Raw genomic sequence first — 18,535 nt, 5'->3', positions numbered from 1 at the left:
CGCTTTGGTCCGGCACACGCTCGACAGGAATCAATGCCGGCATTCCAGAGGCCATTACATGCCATGATTTTCCGGGCGTCAAGCAAACATGCTGCATTGCGAAAACCGATTTCTGGCATTTTCTGCCCGTTAAAGCGGTTTGAGCGAAAGACGTTCCTGCCACGCAAGATCAACGTTGCGTGATTGCGCCAAGGCCGCCAAGATGGCCGAACGAACGGGCAGTGGAGGAGGCGGTCTTGGAGCGGAGAATGGAAACGGATGCGCAGGTCATCGTCGAAAAACAGGGAGGGGCGGGCATCATTCGCCTCAACCGGCCGAAGGCCATCAACAGCCTGACCTTGCCGATGGTGCGCGACCTGTTCCATGCGCTTCAGCGTTTCGAGGAGGAACCCGGCGTTGCCTGCGTGGTGGTGACGGGAGAAGGGGACAGGGGGCTTTGCGCCGGGGGCGATGTCCGCATCATTCACGATCTCGGCAAGGCGGGCGACCCACAGGTCCTTGATTTCTGGCGGGAAGAATTTCCGCTCAATTATCGTATCGCTCACTTCGGCAAGCCCTATGTGGCGCTGATGGATGGCATTGTCATGGGCGGCGGCGTTGGCATTTCAGCCCATGGCAGCCATCGTGTCGTCACGGAGCGCACAAAACTCGCCATGCCGGAGACGGGCATCGGCTATTTTCCTGACGTTGGCGGGTCCTGGCTTTTGCCACGGGCGCCGGGCGAATGCGGCACCTGGCTGGGGCTGACGGGCAATGCCGTTACGGCCGCCGACGCCATCTATGCGGGCCTTGCCGATTATCTTGTTCCTTCGGATCGCCTTGGCAGGCTGGTTCAGGATCTATCGCGATCGGCGGATACGGACAGTGTTGAGACGGCCATCACGGCGCACGCCATTGAGGCCGGCGAAGGTATCTTATCCCTCAATCGGGAGATCATCGACGCGACATTCCGTTTTGACACGGTCGAGGAGATTTTTGCCGCGCTTTCGGCGCGCCAAGATGCATTTTCACGCGAGACCCTCGAGGTTCTGCAAAAGCGATCCCCCACCAGCCTGAAGCTGACCCTGAAGCTGCTGCGCCTGGGTCGGGAAAGCGCGAGCCTCATCGAATGCCTTGAGCGGGAATTTGCTGCCGGCACGGAGATATTGCGCCAACGTGATTTTTATGAGGGCGTGCGCGCCGCCCTCGTCGACAAGGATCGCAATCCCCGCTGGTCGCCGGCGCGGCTGGAAGAGGTGCGGGAGGAGGACCTTGCGCCCTATCTCGCCAAGCATTCCGGCAACCTGTTTCCCGATCATCGCCTTTAGTGAGGCGCAAAAGAAATCCGGGTTCGTGGCTTATATGAAATCCTCGCCTTCCAAGTGAATATTATTTGGGCGAAATTTCCAATCCATCCTCCGGCAAGGCATAGTTGTTTCTCGCGGGCGTTGCCGCCGCCCGCTATGTTGAGCACCATTCGAATTGCCGGGGGTATTCATGAAACGTCTTCTCATTATCGGAACTGCCATCGCCGCTCTTTTTTCAGTTGCGGCGCAGGCGCAGTCTCCGACTACCATTCTCAACGCGTCCTATGATGTCGCCCGCGAGGTCTTCGCGGCCGAGAACGAGGCTTTCATCAAGCAGCATCCGGGCGTAACCGTCGATCAGTCGCATGCCGGCACCTCCAAACAGGCGCGTGCCATCGTCGAGGGTCTTGAAGCCGACGTCGTCACTTTCAACCAGGTGACCGATGTCGATTTTCTGGTGAAGCAGGGTTTCGTTTCCGCTGACTGGCAGAAGGATTTCCCGAATGACGCATCGCCCTTCTATTCCTTCCCCTCCTTCCTTGTCCGCGCCGGCAACCCCAAGGGAATCAAAGACTGGGACGATCTTGTCCGCGACGACGTGAAGGTCGTTTTCCCCAATCCGAAGACCTCCGGTAACGCGCGTTACACCTATCTCGCCGCCACAGCCTACGCCAAGGAAAAGTTCAAGGGCGACGACGCGAAGGTCCAGGAATTCGTCAAGAAAATCTTCGACCATACGCCTGTTTTCGACACCGGAGGCCGCGCTGCAACCACCACTTTCGTGGAGCGTGAAATCGGTGACGTCTTGATTACCTTTGAAGCGGAGACCCGCGGCATCGCCAAGCAATATGGCGCCCAGAAGGTGGAAGGCGTCGTGCCCTCCGTCAGTCTGCTGGCCGAATTCCCGGTTGCCGTGGTGGACAAGGTCGTCGACAAGCGTGGCTCTCGCGATCTGGCGAAAAGCTATCTCGACTTCCTCTATACCGAAGAGGGGCAGCGCATCGCCGCTGAATTCGGCCACCGTGTCCATAATGAAAAGGTTGTCGGTGAGTTCAAGGACAAGTTTCCGGCCATCCGCCTCGTCAACGTCAATGACGTTTTCGGTGGCTGGACTAAAATCCAGAAAGAGCATTTTGCATCCGGCGCGACGCTTGATACGCTCTACGGCAGCCGCTAATCACAGCGACAGCAACATTTGAATGACCCGGCGGGAAACTGCCGGGTCGCTTTTTGATTGATGGGGGCGGGGTTTGAAGCGGAATGTTCTGCCGGGGCTGAAATTGTCCCTTGGCGTTACCCTCACTTACGTCGCCATCATTGTGCTTTTGCCGCTCTCGGCGCTTGTGTTCAAGGCGGCAAGCCTCGGGCCCGCCGAGTATTGGTCCATCATTTCCTCGCCGCGCGCCGTCGCCAGTTACCGTGTCACCGTGCTCTGCGCACTCGCCGCAACCCTGTTCAATGTGATCTTCGGACTGGCGCTCGCCTGGGTGTTGACGCGCTACCGCTTTCCCGGCTGGCGTTTTGTCGATGCGATCGTCGATCTTCCCTTCGCGCTTCCCACCGCCGTCGCCGGCATCGCCCTGACGACGCTGTTTGCCGGCAATGGCTGGCTCGGCTCGGTGCTGGCGCAATTCGGCATCAAGGTGGCCTATACGCCGCTTGGCATCATGGTGGCGATGGCTTTTACCAGCCTGCCCTTCATCGTGCGCACCGTGCAGCCGGTGCTGGAAGACCTCGATCCGGCGCTGGAAGAAGCGGCGCAGTCGCTCGGTGGTTCCGATCTTGAAATTTTCCGCAAGATCATCCTGCCGCTCCTGACTCCGGCTCTGCTCGCCGGTCTCTCGCTCTCTTTCGCCCGCAGCCTGGGTGAATTCGGGGCAATCATCTTCATCGCCGGCAATCAGCCGTTCTCGACGGAAATCACCGCCCTGCTGATCTTCATCCGGCTCGAGGAATATGATTATCAGGCGGCAGCGGCCATCGCCTCCGTGTTGCTTATCACCGCCTTCGTGATGCTGGCGGTGACCAATTATCTGCAGGCGCGCGCGCTTCGATATACGGCGAGGGGCTGAGAAGATGAGCGGCGTTTCCTCACATCGCAAACCGCCCCGTGTCGGCGATGCACCTCTTGTGCGCCGCTGCTTGATCGCCTTCGTGCTCATCATCGGCACGCTTCTCGTTGTGGCACCGCTCGTCATCATCGGTATCGAAGCGTTCTCGCAGGGCTGGAAGGCCTATTCGGCCACCATCACCCATCCGGATACTCGTCACGCCATTATGCTGACGGTGCTGACCGCACTGATCGCCGTGCCGGTCAATACGGCCTTTGGTGTTGCAGCGGCATGGTCCATCACCAAGTTCGATTTCCCGGGCCGGCGCTTCCTGCTGGTGCTGATCGAGATACCTTTCTCGATTTCACCGATCGTTGCCGGTGTCGCATATCTCTTCGTATATGGTTTGCAGGGCCTGTTCGGGCCGTTTCTCGACGCGCATGATATCAAGATATTGTTTGCGCTTCCCGGCATCGTTATCGCCTCAATGTTCGTGACGGCACCTTTCGTGGCGCGTGAACTCATTCCGCTCATGCAGGCGCAGGGTCGTGATCTCGAGGAGGCGGCGACCTCGCTTGGCGCATCCGGCTGGCGAACCTTCTTTTCGGTGACCTTGCCGAACATCAAATGGGCGCTGCTTTATGGTGTCGTGCTGTGCAACGCCCGCGTAATGGGGGAATTTGGCGCCGTATCTGTGGTGTCAGGCAATATTCGCGGTCAGACCAATACGCTGCCGCTGCATATCGAGCTGCTTTATCACGATTACCAGACGGCTGGCGCTTTCGCCGCGGCGTCGATCCTCGCGACCCTCGCCGTCGTCACCATCATCGCCAAGGTGGCGCTGGAACGGCGCGGCGCAGGGCGCGGGCGTAAAAAGACCAACGGCGATGCCGCCATCGCCACGGAGACCTGATTCCTATGAAAATCCGCCTCGAAAATGTGGTGAAGACCTTTGATACGTTCCGTGCCGTGCGCGATGTTTCGCTTGATATCGAAAGCGGCGAGCTTCTGGCGCTGCTCGGTCCGTCAGGCTCCGGCAAGACCACGATTTTGCGCATGGTCGCCGGCCTCGAATATAGCGATGGCGGCCAGATTTTCTTCGGGGAGGAGGATGCCACCAATATTCCGGTGCGTGACCGCGGTGTCGGATTTGTGTTCCAGCATTATGCGCTATTTCCGCATATGACGCTCAACGAAAATATCGCCTTCGGCATGAAGGTCTCTAAGGTGAACCGGGACAGGGCGGCTATCGCCGCGCGCGTCGAAGAATTGCTGCGACTGGTGAAGCTCGATGGCCTGGGCGACCGTTTTCCCGCGCAGATTTCCGGCGGCCAACGGCAGCGCGTGGCGCTGGCGCGGGCGCTTTCGGTCGATCCCAAGGTGCTATTGCTGGATGAGCCTTTCGGAGCGCTGGACGCCAATGTGCGTCGCGACCTGCGCCGCTGGCTGCGCGAGATCCACGATTCGCTCGGCATCACGACGATTTTCGTGACGCATGACCAGGAAGAGGCGCTCGATCTGGCCGACCGGGTCGTCATTCTCAATCAGGGCGAAATCGTGCAGCAGGGCACGCCGAAGGAGGTCTGCCGCCAGCCGAACAGTGCCTTCGTCATGCGCTTTCTGGGCGACGCCAACCGGGTTGCCGGTGTGGCGCGCGGCGGAAAGGTGTATGTGGGTGAGAATGAACTGCCCTTCTCCTATGCTCAGGGCGATGGCGCGGTTGATATTTACGCGCGTCCCGGCGATCTGGAGTGGGAAGACCTGCATGACGGCATACCGGCGTCCGTGGAGCGCGTCCTTGACCGCGCCGGTGAGCGCCGGGTGATCGCCAGTACCGACGGCGGCGATATTCTGGAATTCGACGTGCCGCCCGAAAACGACGTCGCCGCCGGAGATCGCGGTTCCGTCATCATTCGCCGGGCGAAGATTTTCCCGGCGCCGTAAGGCGCCAAGGGCCTTTGCCCGCTTAAAACAGAAGTTCGAATGCGCTTTCGGCTATCAGCCTGCCGTTGATCACAAGGTCGACCCGGTGGACACCGGGATAGTGTTTGCGGGTCGTAAAATCACGTATGGCGCGGCTGATTGACAATGTACATGTCTCGCCGGGCGGAAGCTCGACTTCCTTCCACTTGAAGACCTTCGCGGAGGCATCGCCGCTCTTCTTCACATAATGCACGGCGTAATCGATCACCAGCTTTTGCCGGCTCTTCGCCGTCGAAGTGAAAGAGGCGGAAATCCGCACCGGATTGCCGAGAGCGACTTTTGCCGGCAACACCTCGAACGCCGCAAGTGTAATCTGCGCCTCCTCATGCGCCCCGAGATGGGCAAGCGCTGCGGTGTCGCCCTTCTTGATCAGCGTGCGCAAGGCCTGCCGCATGATCCAGCGTGTATGCGGGTTGTCCTTCGGCCATCCATCGATGAGCGCCAGCACAAAAGCGGGATTGTCCTTGGTGATGTCGTTCAGGTGGTTGGCGACGGATTTGCGCACATACAGCGCCTGGTCTGCTTTCATGGTGTCGAGGATCGCTGTAACCGGCGAGGGATCATCGATCAGGGGCTTGAGCTGGAATGACCATGGCAGGCGAGGCCGGCAGCCTTCGCTGGCAAGCCGCCGCACATGCTCATTTTCGTGCCGTGACCAGGTTTCCATCACGGCAAGGGTGGCGGTCAGGTCCTTTTGCAGAAAATGCCGGATGGCGAATTCCGAGGAGCCAAAGCGGGTGAAATATTGCAGCGCGTCCATGGAAAGATCGAAATCATCAAGGCCGTAAAGCGCGACATACTCCGGAAGCGAAATCGAAGCGAAACCGTTGCCGATGCCGGGCGCTGCGGCGGTGAGGATTTCGATGTTGCGGGCATAGTCGCCAGGAAGCGTCGCATGCAGGCTTGTTGCCACCTGCCGCATGCGCTGCATGATGCCCAGCGCTTCAAGGTTTTCGGTGGCGAGCGCCATGAAGGCGGAAGCGTCGAAGGGCGGATGGACGGCCCTGGTCTGATCGGCGATATGCTGCAGTTTCTCGTGGTTGAAGATTTCCTTCAGTGCCGGTGCCGCCGTGTCGCTCATAATGTCCCCAAAGTTCACTTTTTGTTCTTTTAAGGCAGGAGGAGATCCGAGGCAAGGGAAGACTGAGTCGCTTTCGAATACAAACGTCTCCTCCCCGTCCGGGGAGAAGTTCGCGGTAGCGGGATGAGAGGGCAAGGTTAGCGAAAAGTCGCGAGCTCGCCCACTCATCCGGCCCTTCGAGCCACCTTCTCCGCGGCGGGAGAAGAATTTTCTGGAAAAATCAGCTCATCTGGCTGACGAACTTCGTCTCCAGATAGGCCTGGACAGCTTCGGAGCCGCCTTCCGTGCCATAACCGGAGTCCTTGATACCGCCAAAGGGGACTTCGGGAAGAGCGAGGCCGTTGTGGTTGATCGTCAGCATGCCAGCCTCGACCTGCTGGCCGAGCGCGTGCGCGGTCTTGACCGAACCGGTGAAGGCATAAGATGCAAGGCCGAAGGGCAGGCGGTTCGCCTCGGTGATGGCGTCATCGAAGCTTGAGAACCGGTTGATAATGGCGACCGGGCCGAAGGGTTCGTCATTCATGATCTTGGCTGATGTCGGCACATTGGCGAGAACCGTCGGCTCGAAGAAATTGCCCTTGTTACCGATGCGGCGGCCGCCGGTCCTCAATTCGCCGCCATGCGAAACGGCGTCGTTGATGAGGCCTTCCAGCGCCGGGATGCGACGTTCATTGGCGAGCGGGCCCATCACAACACCATCTTCCAGGCCATTGCCCACCTTGATCGCCTTGGTTGCTTCCACAAAACCTTCAAGGAACCGATCGGCCACGCCGTCCTGCACAAGGAAGCGGGTAGGGGCGACACAGACCTGGCCGGCATTGCGGAACTTGGCAAGCGAGGTGACTTCGATGGCCTTGTCGATATCGGCGTCGTCGAAGATCATGACAGGCGCATGGCCGCCCAGTTCCATCGTTGCACGCTTCATGTGCCTTCCGGCCAGCGCAGCCAGATGTTTGCCAACGGGGGTGGAGCCTGTGAAGGATATCTTGCGAATGACCGGATGCGGAATGAGATATTCCGAAATCTCTGACGGTACGCCATAGACGAGGCCGACGACGCCCGCCGGAACGCCCGCATCAACAAAGGCGCGGATGAGTTCGGCAGGCGACGCCGGCGTCTCTTCCGGCGCCTTGACGATGATGGAGCAGCCGGTTGCAAGCGCGGCGGAAAGCTTGCGGACGATCTGGTTGATCGGGAAGTTCCATGGCGTAAACGCTGCAACGGGTCCGACCGGCAGCTTGATGGCCAGCTGTGAGACACCGGTTGCCCGTGCCGGGATGACCTGCCCATAGGTGCGGCGCGCCTCTTCTGCGAACCAGTCGATGGTGTCGGCCGCGCCCATGATTTCAGTGGCGGACTGCGCCAGCGGCTTGCCCTGTTCGCGGGTCATGATGTAGGCGATCTTGTCCTTGCGCTCGCGCAATATGTCGGCCGCCCTGCGCATGATCTTGGAGCGCTCAAAGGGCGAGGTGTCGCGCCACACCTTGAAACCCCGCTCGGCTGCGGCGAGCGCCAGATCGAGGTCTTCCTTCTCGGCATGCGCAATCGCGCCGATGATTTCGTCCGTCGCCGGATCGGAGACGGCGATTGTCTTACCGGAAACGGCATCGCGCCATTCGCCACCAATGAGAAGTTTGATGTCGGGATAGGTGTGCATAGGGGCTACCTTCATGATGCGGCCGATACGGCGCATGCCGCCCGGCCCGGAGAGGTGAACAGAATTTTCCTGGCCGGACGAAATCCGGCGTCGCAGCTTTCGCAGCGTGGAACAGGTGTCTGGGCTTTTCCGGCGGAGGTCGTGGACTGCCGGAAACGGAAACGACAGTGCTTATATTAAGTTCCGGGCGGTATGTTTCAACCGCTTGCCCGAGGTAATGCCATGATTTTTATGTGACGCGGAACCATCATTCGCCGTTTGTGCCGCCATGGAAGTCGATGCCGTTTTTCGGCCGCAACGGCGGGCGCGAATCACGTTGCTCCGTAAGGAAACGGTGGAAATTCGGCCACAATTCGGCCGTGGTCACGCTGGACGGATCAGGGGCGGGCGGTGCGCGGCGTTGCCGGTTGCGTCATAACAGGGCGCGCAACGTCAAAAAGTACAATAAGACGGAAAAATTATCCAAAGGGTTTACTCAATACCTAGAGAAAATACGGATAAAATCTCAGTGAGGATATAACATCGGTTCCTGATATATATGCTGTTGGCGGTTCCCTTGACCTTCCAGGGTTGGCGAAAACCCTCGACCTGAACGTTATCGATGGAGAAAAATTATGAATTTCGCCCGGGTACTTCTCAGTGCGTTCATGTCGCTCTTGTGGCTTTCCTGTGCCGAGGCGGGAGACATAGCCAAGCCGCAGGGCAAGCCGATATTAACCATATCCGGCAACATCACCAACACCAATACCGATGGAGCTGCGGAATTTGACCGCGACATGCTGGAAGCGCTCGGCATGGACACCGTGGAGACGACGACACCGTGGCACGACGGCCGTGTCCGTTTTGACGGTGTGTCGCTTGCCAAGCTGATGGATGTCGTCGGCGCAAAGGGCACCAGTGTCACGGCGGTGGCTCTCAACGATTATGTGAGCACGATACCGGTTGAAGACTTTAAGAAATTCAATGTTATCCTCGCCATCAAACTGGATGGCAATTATATGACAGTACGCGAAAAGGGCCCGTTGTTTGTCATCTATCCCTATGACAGCGACCCGGAACTGCAGAAGCAGACTTATTATTCGCGGTCCGCATGGCAAGTCGCCAAACTGATAGTGGAATAAAGGTGCCGTTTGCGAAAACTTGTGGCGGTGATCATCTGTTGCTTCGTCCTGGCAACGGGCTATATCGCTTTCGTCATTGCCGAGCGGCAGACCGCTCTGCAGAAGTTCGCCCGCTATAATGACTCATGGGCCGTCAGCCAGACCGTAGCCGAATATCTGCGCCTCCAGAATAAACTCGCTGTGTTCGCGCTTAATCCCGGCAGGGTTGACCGGGATGAATTGCAGCTGCGTCTGGATATCATGCTCAGTCGCCTGGAGCTGTTGAAGCAGGGCAACCTCGGCGCTTTCATCAATGAAAAGCAGCAATGGCGGGATCTGGTAACCCGCCTTGACGCCGTTCTGGCGCGTCTCGAACAGCAGATAAACAGCTTGAATTCGAGCGATGTGCCCGATCTTCTTGCCGCCATGAGCGCGCTGGATGCGCCGATGACGACGCTCGCGTCGTCTTCCGTCGCGTATGATGTGAATCTGATCGATACCGCCCATGAGGATGTCCGCAAGCTCCACATCGTCTATACGGCGCTGGCTGGCGGTCTCATCCTCTGCGGCATCGCGCTTGTCATATTGCTGCTTCGCCAGAACGATCTCCTGAACCGCGCGCAGAAAAGCATGCGCGGGCTGACGGACGATCTGCGCGCCGCGACGCTGGAGTTGCAGGCAAAGAATGTCCGTCTGGAGCATGATGCCTATCACGATGCGCTGACGGGCCTGCCGAACCGGGCGCTGTTCCGGCAGGAACTGATCGAGCGGCTGCGCCGGTCCTTCGGTGGCACCGGTACGACAGCCATATTGTTGCTCGATCTCGACGGGTTCAAGGATGTCAACGACACGCTCGGCCACGATGCAGGCGATGCGCTGCTTCAGGCCGTGGCGCAGCGCCTCTCGGCCATCGGCGGCGATTATGACATGGTTTGCCGCCTTGGAGGCGATGAGTTCGCGGTTGTCTCCGACGATCTGAATGAGGACGCCGCGCGCCGTCTTGCCACCAAGCTCATCGATCAGATCAGCCGCACCTATCAGCTGGGTGAGCAGGAGGTCAAAATCGGCACCTGCATCGGCATAGCCATATCGCACGGTGCAGTGGATGCGGATGAATTGTTCAAGCGGGCGGATCTGGCGCTTTACGAGGCGAAAGCCATCGGTCCAGGCCGTGCGAGCGTTTTCAAGGTTCGGATGCAGAAGCAGCTGACCGAGAAGAAATCCTTCGAAGCCGATCTGCAGACGGCACTGCAGAACGACGAGATGGAAGTTTATTACCAGCCGCAGGTGGCGACGCAGACGCGCAAGCTTTGCGGCTTCGAGGCGTTGCTTCGCTGGAAACATCCGGTGCGCGGCGATGTGCCCCCCAGTGTGTTCATTCCCGTCGCGGAAAGAACCGGTCTCATCCATTCGCTCGGAAAGTGGGTGATGGAAACCGCCTGCCGCGAGGCGATGGGCTGGGACGAGGACATGAAGGTCGCCGTTAATCTATCACCCGTTCAGTTCCACAGTACCAACCTTATTCAAAACGTCATGGGCGCGCTTGAAAAAAGCGGACTGGAACCAAGCCGGCTCGAACTTGAGATCACCGAATCGATCCTGCTCAACAAGAGCGACCAGACGATCAACACGCTGTCGCGGTTGAAGGCAGTCGGCATCAAGATCGCCATGGATGATTTCGGCACTGGCTATTCATCGCTCGCCAATCTGCGCGGCGTCCCCTTCGACAAGATCAAGATCGACCGATCCTTTCTGCGCGATATCACCAGCGACCGGGATGCGCTGGCGATCGTGGAATTCGTGGTCGGCGTTGGCCGCAGTTTGCGAATGACGACGATTGCGGAAGGTATCGAGACGGAAGAGCAATATGAATGCGTCAGGCGTCTGGGATGCGACCAGGTTCAGGGATATCTGATCAGCAGGCCGCTGCCGGCCAAGGAGCTCGTCGCCTGGAGCTCTGCCTGAGACGCGCCTGTCCTGGCGGCCATTGGAATTTTTACCAAGTGATACTGTCGCTCGCGAAAACCCATACCGGTTACCGCAACGATGCTGTAGAGCATTTTCGGTTGATACGGGACCGTTGCGGCGAGACGACCGGATTTTGCGAAAAGGCTTGAGACATGGAAATACTGGACGTGCATGGAGTTGCCCTGCCTCTTTCTTCCGATGAGGTGTCGCCCGTCATCTGGCAGGCGCTGACCGACGGCAGCTACGAGGCGAAGGAGGCTCGCAGCGTCCTGAAAGCCATCAAGCCCGGTGATCGGGTGCTGGAGCTGGGTTCCGGTATCGGGATCATCACGTCGATCATTGCAGGGATCAAGGATGTTTCCGTATGGGCTTTCGAGGCCAACCCCGCGACTGCGGCGCTGGCCGAGCGGGTGATCAAGGCCAATTGCCGGGGTAACGTCGTGTTTTCGCAGGGGCTTCTCACCGCCGACGAGCCAAGCTCCTATTCTTTTTACGTTCGCAGGGATCTCTGGATGTCGTCCATGGACGAAAATCAGGGTCCCTATGAAAAACGCATCGAAATCTCCTCCGCCAACATCGATGAATTCATCGCGAGCCGCGGCATCACAGCGCTCGTCATGGATATCGAGGGTGCGGAACGCGATCTGCTAGGCAGGGCCGACCTGAGCGGCGTGGAGCGGATATTCGTCGAGCTGCACGACCACCTCTACGGTCTCGCCGGCGTCCGCGACATTATGCAGGCACTCACCGCCAAGGGTTATGCCTATGATCCGCGCGGCTCTCGCGGTCCTTGCGTGCTGTTTTCCCGGGATGACAGCCCGAGGGAATACGATCCCGAGGTGGATTGAAAGCCGGGCATCTCAAGCCAAGGGCGACGTTGGAGAGTTTGTTTCAAGCTGCGGGCAGGCGCTAAGCGTTCTGCGCGCAATCATTTACCAACCGCTTGCGCCATCTGGCGCAACCTTTGGCGCTTCATGCCGTTTAGTGCCCGTGCCGCAATTCATCTGGCAGCAGGCAGCTCTATTATTATTGCGAAAAATGCAATTCATTCCGAATTATTATTGTAATTGTTGAAGCCATTTTCCTGCGTCATTATCCCTCCATCAAACCGGCGCACAACAGGATGCACCTGAGATTCCAACGCAACCGAAGGAGAAACGATCATGGGCTTTGTTAAGACGACAGACGGAACCGAAATCTTCTACAAGGACTGGGGCCCGAAGGATGCCCAGCCGATCGTTTTCCACCATGGCTGGCCGCTCTCGTCCGATGACTGGGATGCGCAGATGCTGTTCTTCGTCTCCAAGGGTTTTCGTGTTGTCGCCCATGACCGCCGTGGTCACGGCCGTTCCGCCCAGGTTGCCGATGGTCACGACATGGACCACTACGCCGCCGACGCCTTCGCCGTCGTCGAAGCGCTGGATCTGAAGAATGCCGTCCATATCGGCCATTCCACCGGTGGCGGCGAAGTTGCGCGTTATGTCGCCAAGCATGGCGAACCCGCCGGCCGTGTCGCCAAGGCGGTTCTCGTTTCCGCCGTACCGCCGCTGATGCTGAAGACCGAAGCCAATCCGGAAGGTCTCCCGATGGAGGTTTTTGACGGCTTCCGCTCAGCGCTTGCCGCAAACCGTGCGCAGTTCTTCCGCGACGTGCCGGCCGGCCCGTTCTATGGCTTCAACCGCGATGGCGCGACCGTGCATGAAGGCGTGATCCAGAACTGGTGGCGTCAGGGAATGATGGGTGGTGCAAAGGCCCATTACGACGGCATCAAGGCCTTCTCGGAAACCGACCAGACCGATGACCTGAAGAATATCAGCGTTCCGACGCTTGTTCTGCACGGTGAAGACGACCAGATCGTTCCGATCGCCGACTCCGCTCACAAGTCGGTGAAGCTGCTGAAAAACGGCACGCTGAAGACCTATCCCGGTTTCTCGCATGGCATGCTCACCGTCAATGCCGATGTGCTGAACGCCGATCTGCTGGCCTTCATCAAGGGCTGATACTTTTGCGACATCAGAATGCGGCCGATCATTCGGCCGCATTTTGCGTTTCGCATCAGGCGAGGCGGCCTCGCCAGACATTGCGGTAAGAGGTGAGACCGGGAATGTCGTGCGGCGTGAAATGGCGCTCTCGACCGGCAAGCGGTTTGATGCCGGTAAGCAGGGCCGCGCCCGCGCTGGTGCCGGTTGATCCTTCGACCGCCGTTACGTCCGTCTCTGCAAAGCCGGCCAGCGCCTTCAGATAAAGGGCGTTGCTGGCGAAAGGGCCTTCGACAAGGATGGGACCTTTCCGCCCGATGAGCGAAAGGCTGAATTCCGTCATCAACGCCAGGTAAAGCGATGTCGCCGCGTGTCGCTCTGCAGCGGTGGCGTTTTTATCGCTGAGCCACTGCGCCGTCTTGTCCGGAAACGGGCCGGAGCCGCTGACAACACTCGGCAGCAGCATCATGCCCCTGGCCACAACGCCGCCGAGAGCTGCGTCTATTGCTTCGTCTTTCGCTTCTCCGAATTGCTGTGCCAGCATTTCATATTCCCTGCCGCCCATGAAGCGAGAGGAGGGAACGGGACGGCCGAAAGCATCGACATTCAAGAGTGTGTCGCGGATGGGATCGAGCGCACCCGCCGCGCCGCCAATGGCGAAATTCACCACCCAGGTGCCGGTGGAGACGACCGAAAAATCACCGTCGCGGCGCAGAAGATGCGGCAGGAGCGAGGCGTTGGAATCGTGGATTCCACAATAAACCGGCATATGCGGCGAAAGGCCGGTTTCGATTGCCAGTGATTGGTGGATTGTACCCAGGACATCGAAAGCGGAGCGGACCGGCGCCATTAACGTCTCGATACCGAGACGCTCGACGAGCGAGGAGAAGCTCTTCCGGCGCGGGTTCCAGAGATCGGTATGACAGCCGAGCGAGGTCGTTTCCGTGGCCCGAATGCCGGTCAGACGTCCCGCCCAATATTGTGGATAGGTAACGATGCTGCGCACCCTGGCGAAATCGTTCGGAAAGGCCGTCTTCTGGAAATGTATTTGCGCGCCAAGGTTCAGCCCGGCGGGAAGCTGTGGTGAACCGGTCTCGGCAAAATCGGGCCGGATGTTGCGATAGGCTTCCTCAATGGCTGCGGGATAGCTGTGTTCATAATCGAGCACAGGCATGGCGAGGTCGCCGTTCCCATCGAGAAGTGCTGCCGAAGCGCCATGGGTCGTGATGGAAATCGCATCGAAGCCGGGCTTCTGGCCGAAACGCTGAAGCGTGGAGAGAATGAAGCGCCAGAGCATCTCCACATCGTAATGCGGATAAATTCCATCGCGGAGGACGGGGTTCGCCTGTTTTTTGCTGGCAATCTCCTCGCCGCTGCCGGTGTCGATGACGACGACCTTGGCGTTGGTCTTGCCGATATCGATGACCGCGACGCGGTCCGGTCTGGTGCTCTTGCTCATGGCAGATGGAACACCGTCACCAGGTCTTTTGCGACCGGCGAATTATCGGGATTGCTCTCCATGATATCGGCCATGTGGGCCCACCACTTTTTCATCACGGGATGCTCTGGCAGAGCCGCCATGCGATGGGTCTTCGGGCGCGTCAGCACGCCGAAAAGGATGTTGGTTTCCGGGTCGAGATGAATGGAATAGTCACTCACCCCTTCCTCGTGCAGCAGCGTCACCAGTTCCGGCCATATCTCGTCATGGCGCTTTTTATATTCGGCCTCTTTTCCCGGAAAGAGTTTCATCTTGAAGGCGTATTTTTCGAGTTCCGTCATGGCTCAGCTTCTCATGGACCGAAGGCGGCGGACAACGATGGGGATGGCGATGGTGATGATCAGCAGCAGGCCAACGAAGATCGACATGACGATGCCGGGCACATTTAAAAGACCAAGCCCGAAGGTGACGAGGCCCATGACGAAGGCTGCGATGACGACGCCTGCGATGGTGCCGGAGCCGCCGAGGATCGACACGCCGCCCAGCACAACCATCGTGACGACCTCCAGCTCCCAGCCCTGAGCAATCGACGGCCGCGTCGAACCGAGCCGCGAGGTGAGGCAGACGGCGGCAATGCCGCTCATCAGGCCCGTGAGCAGGAAGAGGATGAACTTCACCCGCTCGACGGGGATGCCGGAGAAACGGGCGGCGAACGGGTTGTTGCCGATCACATAGACCTGCCGGCCAAAATTGGTGGCATGCAGCAGAACGGCGAAGAGAATGGCCATGGCGATAAACAGGACGAATTCGAACGAAATCACCCAGAAGACGTAACCCTGACCGAAATAGGCGAAATCGGCGGGGTATTTGCCATAGGCCTGATCACCCAGCACCATGTAGGAAATGCCGCGAAACAGGCTCATGGTACCGATGGTGACGACGATGGACGGCAGTTTCAGCCCGGCGACCAGGAAACCGTTGAAGGCGCCGCACAAAAGCCCGGTGCCGATGCCGATCGCAACAAGGCCCGGCGTGCCGGCGCCCATCTGCGCCGCAGCGCCCATGGCGGTGGACGCGAGCGCGATGATGGCGGCGACCGAGAGATCGATCTCACCGGCGATGATCAGCAGCGCCATGGCAAATGCGATGATGGCCTTTTCCGTGAAATTGAAGGTCGCATCAGACAGGTTCCAGGCATTGAGGAAATAGGGCGAGGCCAGCGAATTTGCGATGAAGATCAGGATCGCGACGCCGAGCAGCAGCACTTCCCAGCTGCCCATGATGCGACGTAGAGGTGTTCCCAGCTTGTCTGGAATGATGCGCGGGCTTTGTGTTGAATGGGATGGCGTGCTCATGCTGCGGCCTCCGTGGGCTGATCACCTGCGGCGCGGTCCCGCAGGATGATGCGGCCTTTCCTGGCTTCGGCGCGGGCGTTGAAGACGACGGCGAGCACGATGACGACGCCTGATATCGCCATCTGCGCGAAGGGCGAGATGCCAATGACGGGGAGCGCGTTCTTGATGACGCCGAGGAACAGCGCGCCAAGCACGGCACCCGCCACCGAACCGATGCCGCCCGCAATCGAGATGCCGCCGATCACATTTGCCGCCACGCTGTCCAGTTCGAAGCCGGCGGCGATGTCGACATAGGCAACCGCGTAACGCGACACCCAGAGATAGCTGGCGAGACCGGCGAGCGCGCCCGAGAGCACGAAGGCGAAGAAGCGCGTGCGGCCGACATCGATGCCTGCATAAACGGCTGCACTCGGATTACCGCCCGAGGCATAAGCGGAGCGGCCGAAGGAAGTCCGGCCGAGCACCAGCCAGGCGCCGGCGATGATGAGGATCGCCACCCAGGAAAGGACCGGCATGCCGAGAATCATGGTGCGCGGCACGTTGAGGAAAGTGGGGGATAGCTGGTGCGCATTCACCCAGCCGCCGCCCGAAAGCACGAAGGCCATGCCGCGATAGATGGTGAGTGTACCAAGCGTGACGACGATGGGCGGAATGCCGAGCCACCAGACCAGAACGCCGTTGAGCGAGCCGAGAAACGCGCCGATGCCGACAGCCATGACGATAAGAAGCGGCAGCGGAATGCCCGGAAAGGCAGCGTTGGTCATCGCCACCGCCATACCGGTAAAGGCAAGATTGGCTGCGACCGAAAGGTCTATGGATTTTGTAAGGATGACCGCCATCTGGCCCAGCGCCAAAATGATGAGAATGGAGGTATCGTTGAAGATGTTGACGAGATTGCCGGGCCGGCCGAAGCCGGGGGCGCGCATCGCAAAACCGGCGATCATGACGATGATGATACCCGCCAGCAGCCATTCGCGGTTTTTGAGTAGACGTTGCATGTTAGCCCCTCTCAGGCATTGCCGGTGGCGGCGCGCACCAGCTTTTCCGGGGAAAAATCGGCGCGTTCGAACTGGCCCGCCATCAGGCCTTCGCGCATGACGATGGCGCGGTCGGACATGCCGAGGATTTCGGGAAGTTCGGACGAGATCATGATGATCGACAGGCCTTCGGCCGCGAGCTCGCTGATGAAGCCGTGCACCGCTGCCTTGGAGCCGATATCGATGCCCTTTGTCGGCTCATCGAGAATGATGACCTTTGGCTGGGTGGCGAGCCATTTGCCGATCACCACCTTCTGCTGGTTGCCGCCTGAAAGCGTACCGACCGGCACCGAAAGGGCGGCGGCGCGCAGATCGAGCCGCGAGGCATATTTGCGCGCAAGCGCGAATTCGTTGGCGGCGGCCAGGAAGCCCTTGCGCGAGGTGCGAGTAAGTGAAGGCAGCGACATGTTCTGGTAGATCGGCATGTCGAGCGCCAGGCCGTGGCGGCCGCGTTCCTCCGGCACGTAAACGATACCGGCGCGGATGGCATCTTCCGGCGAGCGGATTGTGATGGGTTGGCCGTTCAACATCACTTCACCCGATGCCGGGCGGGTGATGCCGAACAGCGACTGGCAAAGCTCCGAACGCCCGGCGCCGATCAGCCCGTAAAGGCCAAGAATTTCGCCCTTGCGTAGCTCGAGAGAGATATCGCGAAACTCGGTCTGATGAGAGTAATCGCGGACTGAAAGAACCGTGGGACCCAGCGTAACAGCCTGCTTTGGAAAGGCATTCGTTACATCACGGCCAACCATCAGCCGAACGATTTCATCCTGCGGGGTGGTCGTGAGCGTGCCGGCGCCCACCATCCTGCCGTCCCGGAAGACGGCATAGTTTTCCGCAATCTCATAGACCTCATCGAATTTGTGGCTGATGAAGAGAATAGCCTTGCCCTGCCGCTTCAGGTTTTCGACGATGCGGAAGAGATCATCGATTTCCTTGCGCGAAAGGGCGGCGGTCGGTTCGTCCATGATGACGATGCGCGCCTCGACCGACAGGGCGCGGGCAATGGCGACGAGGTGGCGCTGTGCGATCGACAGGTCTTTCAGCCGGATCGTCGGATCGATGGCGCTTTCGAGCTGTTCAAGCAGAATTCTGGCACGCGTATTGATGGTCTTCCAGTCGATCAGGCCGAAACGGCCCTTCGGGGCATGACCGAGAAAGATGTTTTCACCGACGGAAAGCTCATCGAACAGCACGGTTTCCTGATGAATGGCCGTCACGCCGGCATCGATGGCATCCTGTGCGCTGTGAAAATTGACGGGCTGGCCGTCGAGAAGGATTTCGCCCTCGTTCGGGCGATAGATGCCGGTGAGGATCTTGACGAGCGTGGATTTGCCCGCGCCGTTTTCGCCGATCAGGGCGGTGACCTTGCCGGGGTAAAGCGCAATATCGACGCCATCCAGCGCCTTGACGCCCGGGAATATCTGGCTGATGCCGCGCATTTCGAGAATGGGCGTGGCGCTGGGAGCTTCTGCAGCGTTTAGGATTTGGGGTTCGGCACGCATCATTCGTCTTACCGGTCGGTTTGTGTGAAGCGGCGAGGAGCTACCCCCTCTGCACTGCCGGGCATCTCCCCCTCGAGGGGGAGATCGGCAGGAGG

At 59.3% G+C, this 18,535-nt stretch carries 16 protein-coding genes; 9 read left to right on the top strand and 7 right to left on the bottom strand.

All coding sequences use genetic code 11. The features are described 5' to 3' along the window. Positions 1-236 precede the first annotated feature (236 nt). The 5 genes from BTN45_RS16975 to BTN45_RS16955 all read left to right on the top strand — a co-directional run bounded on the left by BTN45_RS16975 (position 237) and on the right by BTN45_RS16955 (position 5,281). The gene (locus tag BTN45_RS16975) at positions 237-1,307 is read left to right on the top strand and encodes an enoyl-CoA hydratase/isomerase family protein (RefSeq protein ID WP_162719193.1); all 1,071 of its coding nucleotides are present in this window, start codon (positions 237-239) and stop codon (positions 1,305-1,307) included. A 169-nt stretch (positions 1,308-1,476) separates the two neighbouring features. Further along, on the top strand, positions 1,477-2,463 hold the full coding sequence (gene cysP / locus BTN45_RS16970) for a thiosulfate ABC transporter substrate-binding protein CysP (RefSeq protein WP_207590183.1): 987 nt from the start codon (positions 1,477-1,479) through the stop codon (positions 2,461-2,463). A gap of 73 nt (positions 2,464-2,536) precedes the next feature. Next, complete coding sequence (gene cysT / locus BTN45_RS16965) at positions 2,537-3,358, top strand: sulfate ABC transporter permease subunit CysT (RefSeq protein WP_207590182.1); 822 nt, start codon at positions 2,537-2,539, stop codon at positions 3,356-3,358. Positions 3,359-3,362: 4 nt separating this feature from the next. Continuing rightward, entirely contained in the window at positions 3,363-4,250 is an 888-nt protein-coding gene (gene cysW, locus BTN45_RS16960) for a sulfate ABC transporter permease subunit CysW (protein WP_207590181.1), read from the top strand. A 5-nt stretch (positions 4,251-4,255) separates the two neighbouring features. Beyond that, positions 4,256-5,281 (top strand): sulfate/molybdate ABC transporter ATP-binding protein, encoded by a 1,026-nt coding sequence (locus tag BTN45_RS16955; RefSeq protein WP_006698485.1) that lies wholly within the window; start codon positions 4,256-4,258, stop codon positions 5,279-5,281. 22 nt (positions 5,282-5,303) lie between these two features. On the opposite strand, the gene BTN45_RS16950 is transcribed toward BTN45_RS16955, so the two are convergent. Together BTN45_RS16950 and BTN45_RS16945 are read right to left on the bottom strand one after the other, a co-directional pair. Beyond that, positions 5,304-6,401 carry a DNA alkylation repair protein gene (locus BTN45_RS16950; RefSeq protein WP_207590180.1) on the bottom strand — a complete coding sequence of 366 codons (1,098 nt, stop codon included), beginning with the start codon at positions 6,399-6,401 and terminating at the stop codon, positions 5,304-5,306. 220 nt (positions 6,402-6,621) lie between these two features. Beyond that, complete coding sequence (locus BTN45_RS16945; protein ID WP_035211673.1) at positions 6,622-8,058, bottom strand: NAD-dependent succinate-semialdehyde dehydrogenase; 1,437 nt, start codon at positions 8,056-8,058, stop codon at positions 6,622-6,624. A 614-nt stretch (positions 8,059-8,672) separates the two neighbouring features. On the opposite strand from BTN45_RS16945, the gene BTN45_RS16940 reads away from it, so the two are divergent. The 4 genes from BTN45_RS16940 (at position 8,673) to BTN45_RS16925 (ending at position 13,126) form a co-directional block, all read left to right on the top strand. Beyond that, positions 8,673-9,179 carry an oxidoreductase gene (locus BTN45_RS16940; RefSeq protein WP_077985719.1) on the top strand — a complete coding sequence of 169 codons (507 nt, stop codon included), beginning with the start codon at positions 8,673-8,675 and terminating at the stop codon, positions 9,177-9,179. Positions 9,180-9,188: 9 nt separating this feature from the next. Next, on the top strand, positions 9,189-11,123 hold the full coding sequence (locus tag BTN45_RS16935) for an EAL domain-containing protein (protein ID WP_003585661.1): 1,935 nt from the start codon (positions 9,189-9,191) through the stop codon (positions 11,121-11,123). A gap of 155 nt (positions 11,124-11,278) precedes the next feature. Continuing rightward, positions 11,279-11,974 carry an FkbM family methyltransferase gene (locus BTN45_RS16930; protein ID WP_006698480.1) on the top strand — a complete coding sequence of 232 codons (696 nt, stop codon included), beginning with the start codon at positions 11,279-11,281 and terminating at the stop codon, positions 11,972-11,974. A gap of 315 nt (positions 11,975-12,289) precedes the next feature. Continuing rightward, the gene (locus BTN45_RS16925) at positions 12,290-13,126 is read left to right on the top strand and encodes an alpha/beta hydrolase (RefSeq protein WP_034497086.1); all 837 of its coding nucleotides are present in this window, start codon (positions 12,290-12,292) and stop codon (positions 13,124-13,126) included. A gap of 55 nt (positions 13,127-13,181) precedes the next feature. Here the strand turns inward: BTN45_RS16925 and BTN45_RS16920 are convergent, their stop codons facing one another. The 5 genes from BTN45_RS16920 to BTN45_RS16900 are packed head-to-tail and all read right to left on the bottom strand — an operon-like array spanning position 13,182 to position 18,443. Further along, complete coding sequence (locus tag BTN45_RS16920; RefSeq protein ID WP_207590179.1) at positions 13,182-14,564, bottom strand: FGGY-family carbohydrate kinase; 1,383 nt, start codon at positions 14,562-14,564, stop codon at positions 13,182-13,184. Then, a complete protein-coding gene (gene rhaM / locus BTN45_RS16915; RefSeq protein WP_207590178.1) occupies positions 14,561-14,884 on the bottom strand; it encodes an L-rhamnose mutarotase in 324 nt (107 codons plus the stop codon). Before rhaM ends, BTN45_RS16920 begins: the two co-directional genes overlap by 4 nt. A 3-nt stretch (positions 14,885-14,887) precedes the next feature. After that, the gene (locus BTN45_RS16910) at positions 14,888-15,898 is read right to left on the bottom strand and encodes an ABC transporter permease (RefSeq protein ID WP_072493167.1); all 1,011 of its coding nucleotides are present in this window, start codon (positions 15,896-15,898) and stop codon (positions 14,888-14,890) included. Then, positions 15,895-16,896, bottom strand: coding sequence for an ABC transporter permease (locus BTN45_RS16905; protein ID WP_072493166.1), 1,002 nt, complete (start codon positions 16,894-16,896; stop codon positions 15,895-15,897). Before BTN45_RS16905 ends, BTN45_RS16910 begins: the two co-directional genes overlap by 4 nt. Positions 16,897-16,907: 11 nt before the next feature. Continuing rightward, entirely contained in the window at positions 16,908-18,443 is a 1,536-nt protein-coding gene (locus BTN45_RS16900) for a sugar ABC transporter ATP-binding protein (RefSeq protein ID WP_207590177.1), read from the bottom strand. Positions 18,444-18,535 lie beyond the last annotated feature (92 nt).

The sequence above is a fragment of the Rhizobium sp. ZX09 genome, assembly GCF_017357485.1.
In the GTDB taxonomy this organism is placed as follows: domain Bacteria; phylum Pseudomonadota; class Alphaproteobacteria; order Rhizobiales; family Rhizobiaceae; genus Agrobacterium; species Agrobacterium pusense.
Note: the sequence above shows the minus strand (reverse complement) of the source record. Positions and strands in the feature narration are given on the sequence as shown.

Excerpts from the sequence above, each read along its gene's own strand:
- cysP (WP_207590183.1), top strand. The coding sequence starts at position 1,477 with ATGAAACGTCTTCTCATTATCGGAACTGCCATCGCCGCTCTTTTTTCA.
- cysW (WP_207590181.1), top strand. The coding sequence starts at position 3,363 with ATGAGCGGCGTTTCCTCACATCGCAAACCGCCCCGTGTCGGCGATGCA.
- BTN45_RS16955 (WP_006698485.1), top strand. The coding sequence starts at position 4,256 with ATGAAAATCCGCCTCGAAAATGTGGTGAAGACCTTTGATACGTTCCGT.
- BTN45_RS16950 (WP_207590180.1), bottom strand. The coding sequence starts at position 6,401 with ATGAGCGACACGGCGGCACCGGCACTGAAGGAAATCTTCAACCACGAG.
- BTN45_RS16945 (WP_035211673.1), bottom strand. The coding sequence starts at position 8,058 with ATGCACACCTATCCCGACATCAAACTTCTCATTGGTGGCGAATGGCGC.
- BTN45_RS16940 (WP_077985719.1), top strand. The coding sequence starts at position 8,673 with ATGAATTTCGCCCGGGTACTTCTCAGTGCGTTCATGTCGCTCTTGTGG.
- BTN45_RS16930 (WP_006698480.1), top strand. The coding sequence starts at position 11,279 with ATGGAAATACTGGACGTGCATGGAGTTGCCCTGCCTCTTTCTTCCGAT.
- BTN45_RS16925 (WP_034497086.1), top strand. The coding sequence starts at position 12,290 with ATGGGCTTTGTTAAGACGACAGACGGAACCGAAATCTTCTACAAGGAC.
- BTN45_RS16920 (WP_207590179.1), bottom strand. The coding sequence starts at position 14,564 with ATGAGCAAGAGCACCAGACCGGACCGCGTCGCGGTCATCGATATCGGC.
- rhaM (WP_207590178.1), bottom strand. The coding sequence starts at position 14,884 with ATGACGGAACTCGAAAAATACGCCTTCAAGATGAAACTCTTTCCGGGA.
- BTN45_RS16910 (WP_072493167.1), bottom strand. The coding sequence starts at position 15,898 with ATGAGCACGCCATCCCATTCAACACAAAGCCCGCGCATCATTCCAGAC.
- BTN45_RS16905 (WP_072493166.1), bottom strand. The coding sequence starts at position 16,896 with ATGCAACGTCTACTCAAAAACCGCGAATGGCTGCTGGCGGGTATCATC.
- BTN45_RS16900 (WP_207590177.1), bottom strand. The coding sequence starts at position 18,443 with ATGATGCGTGCCGAACCCCAAATCCTAAACGCTGCAGAAGCTCCCAGC.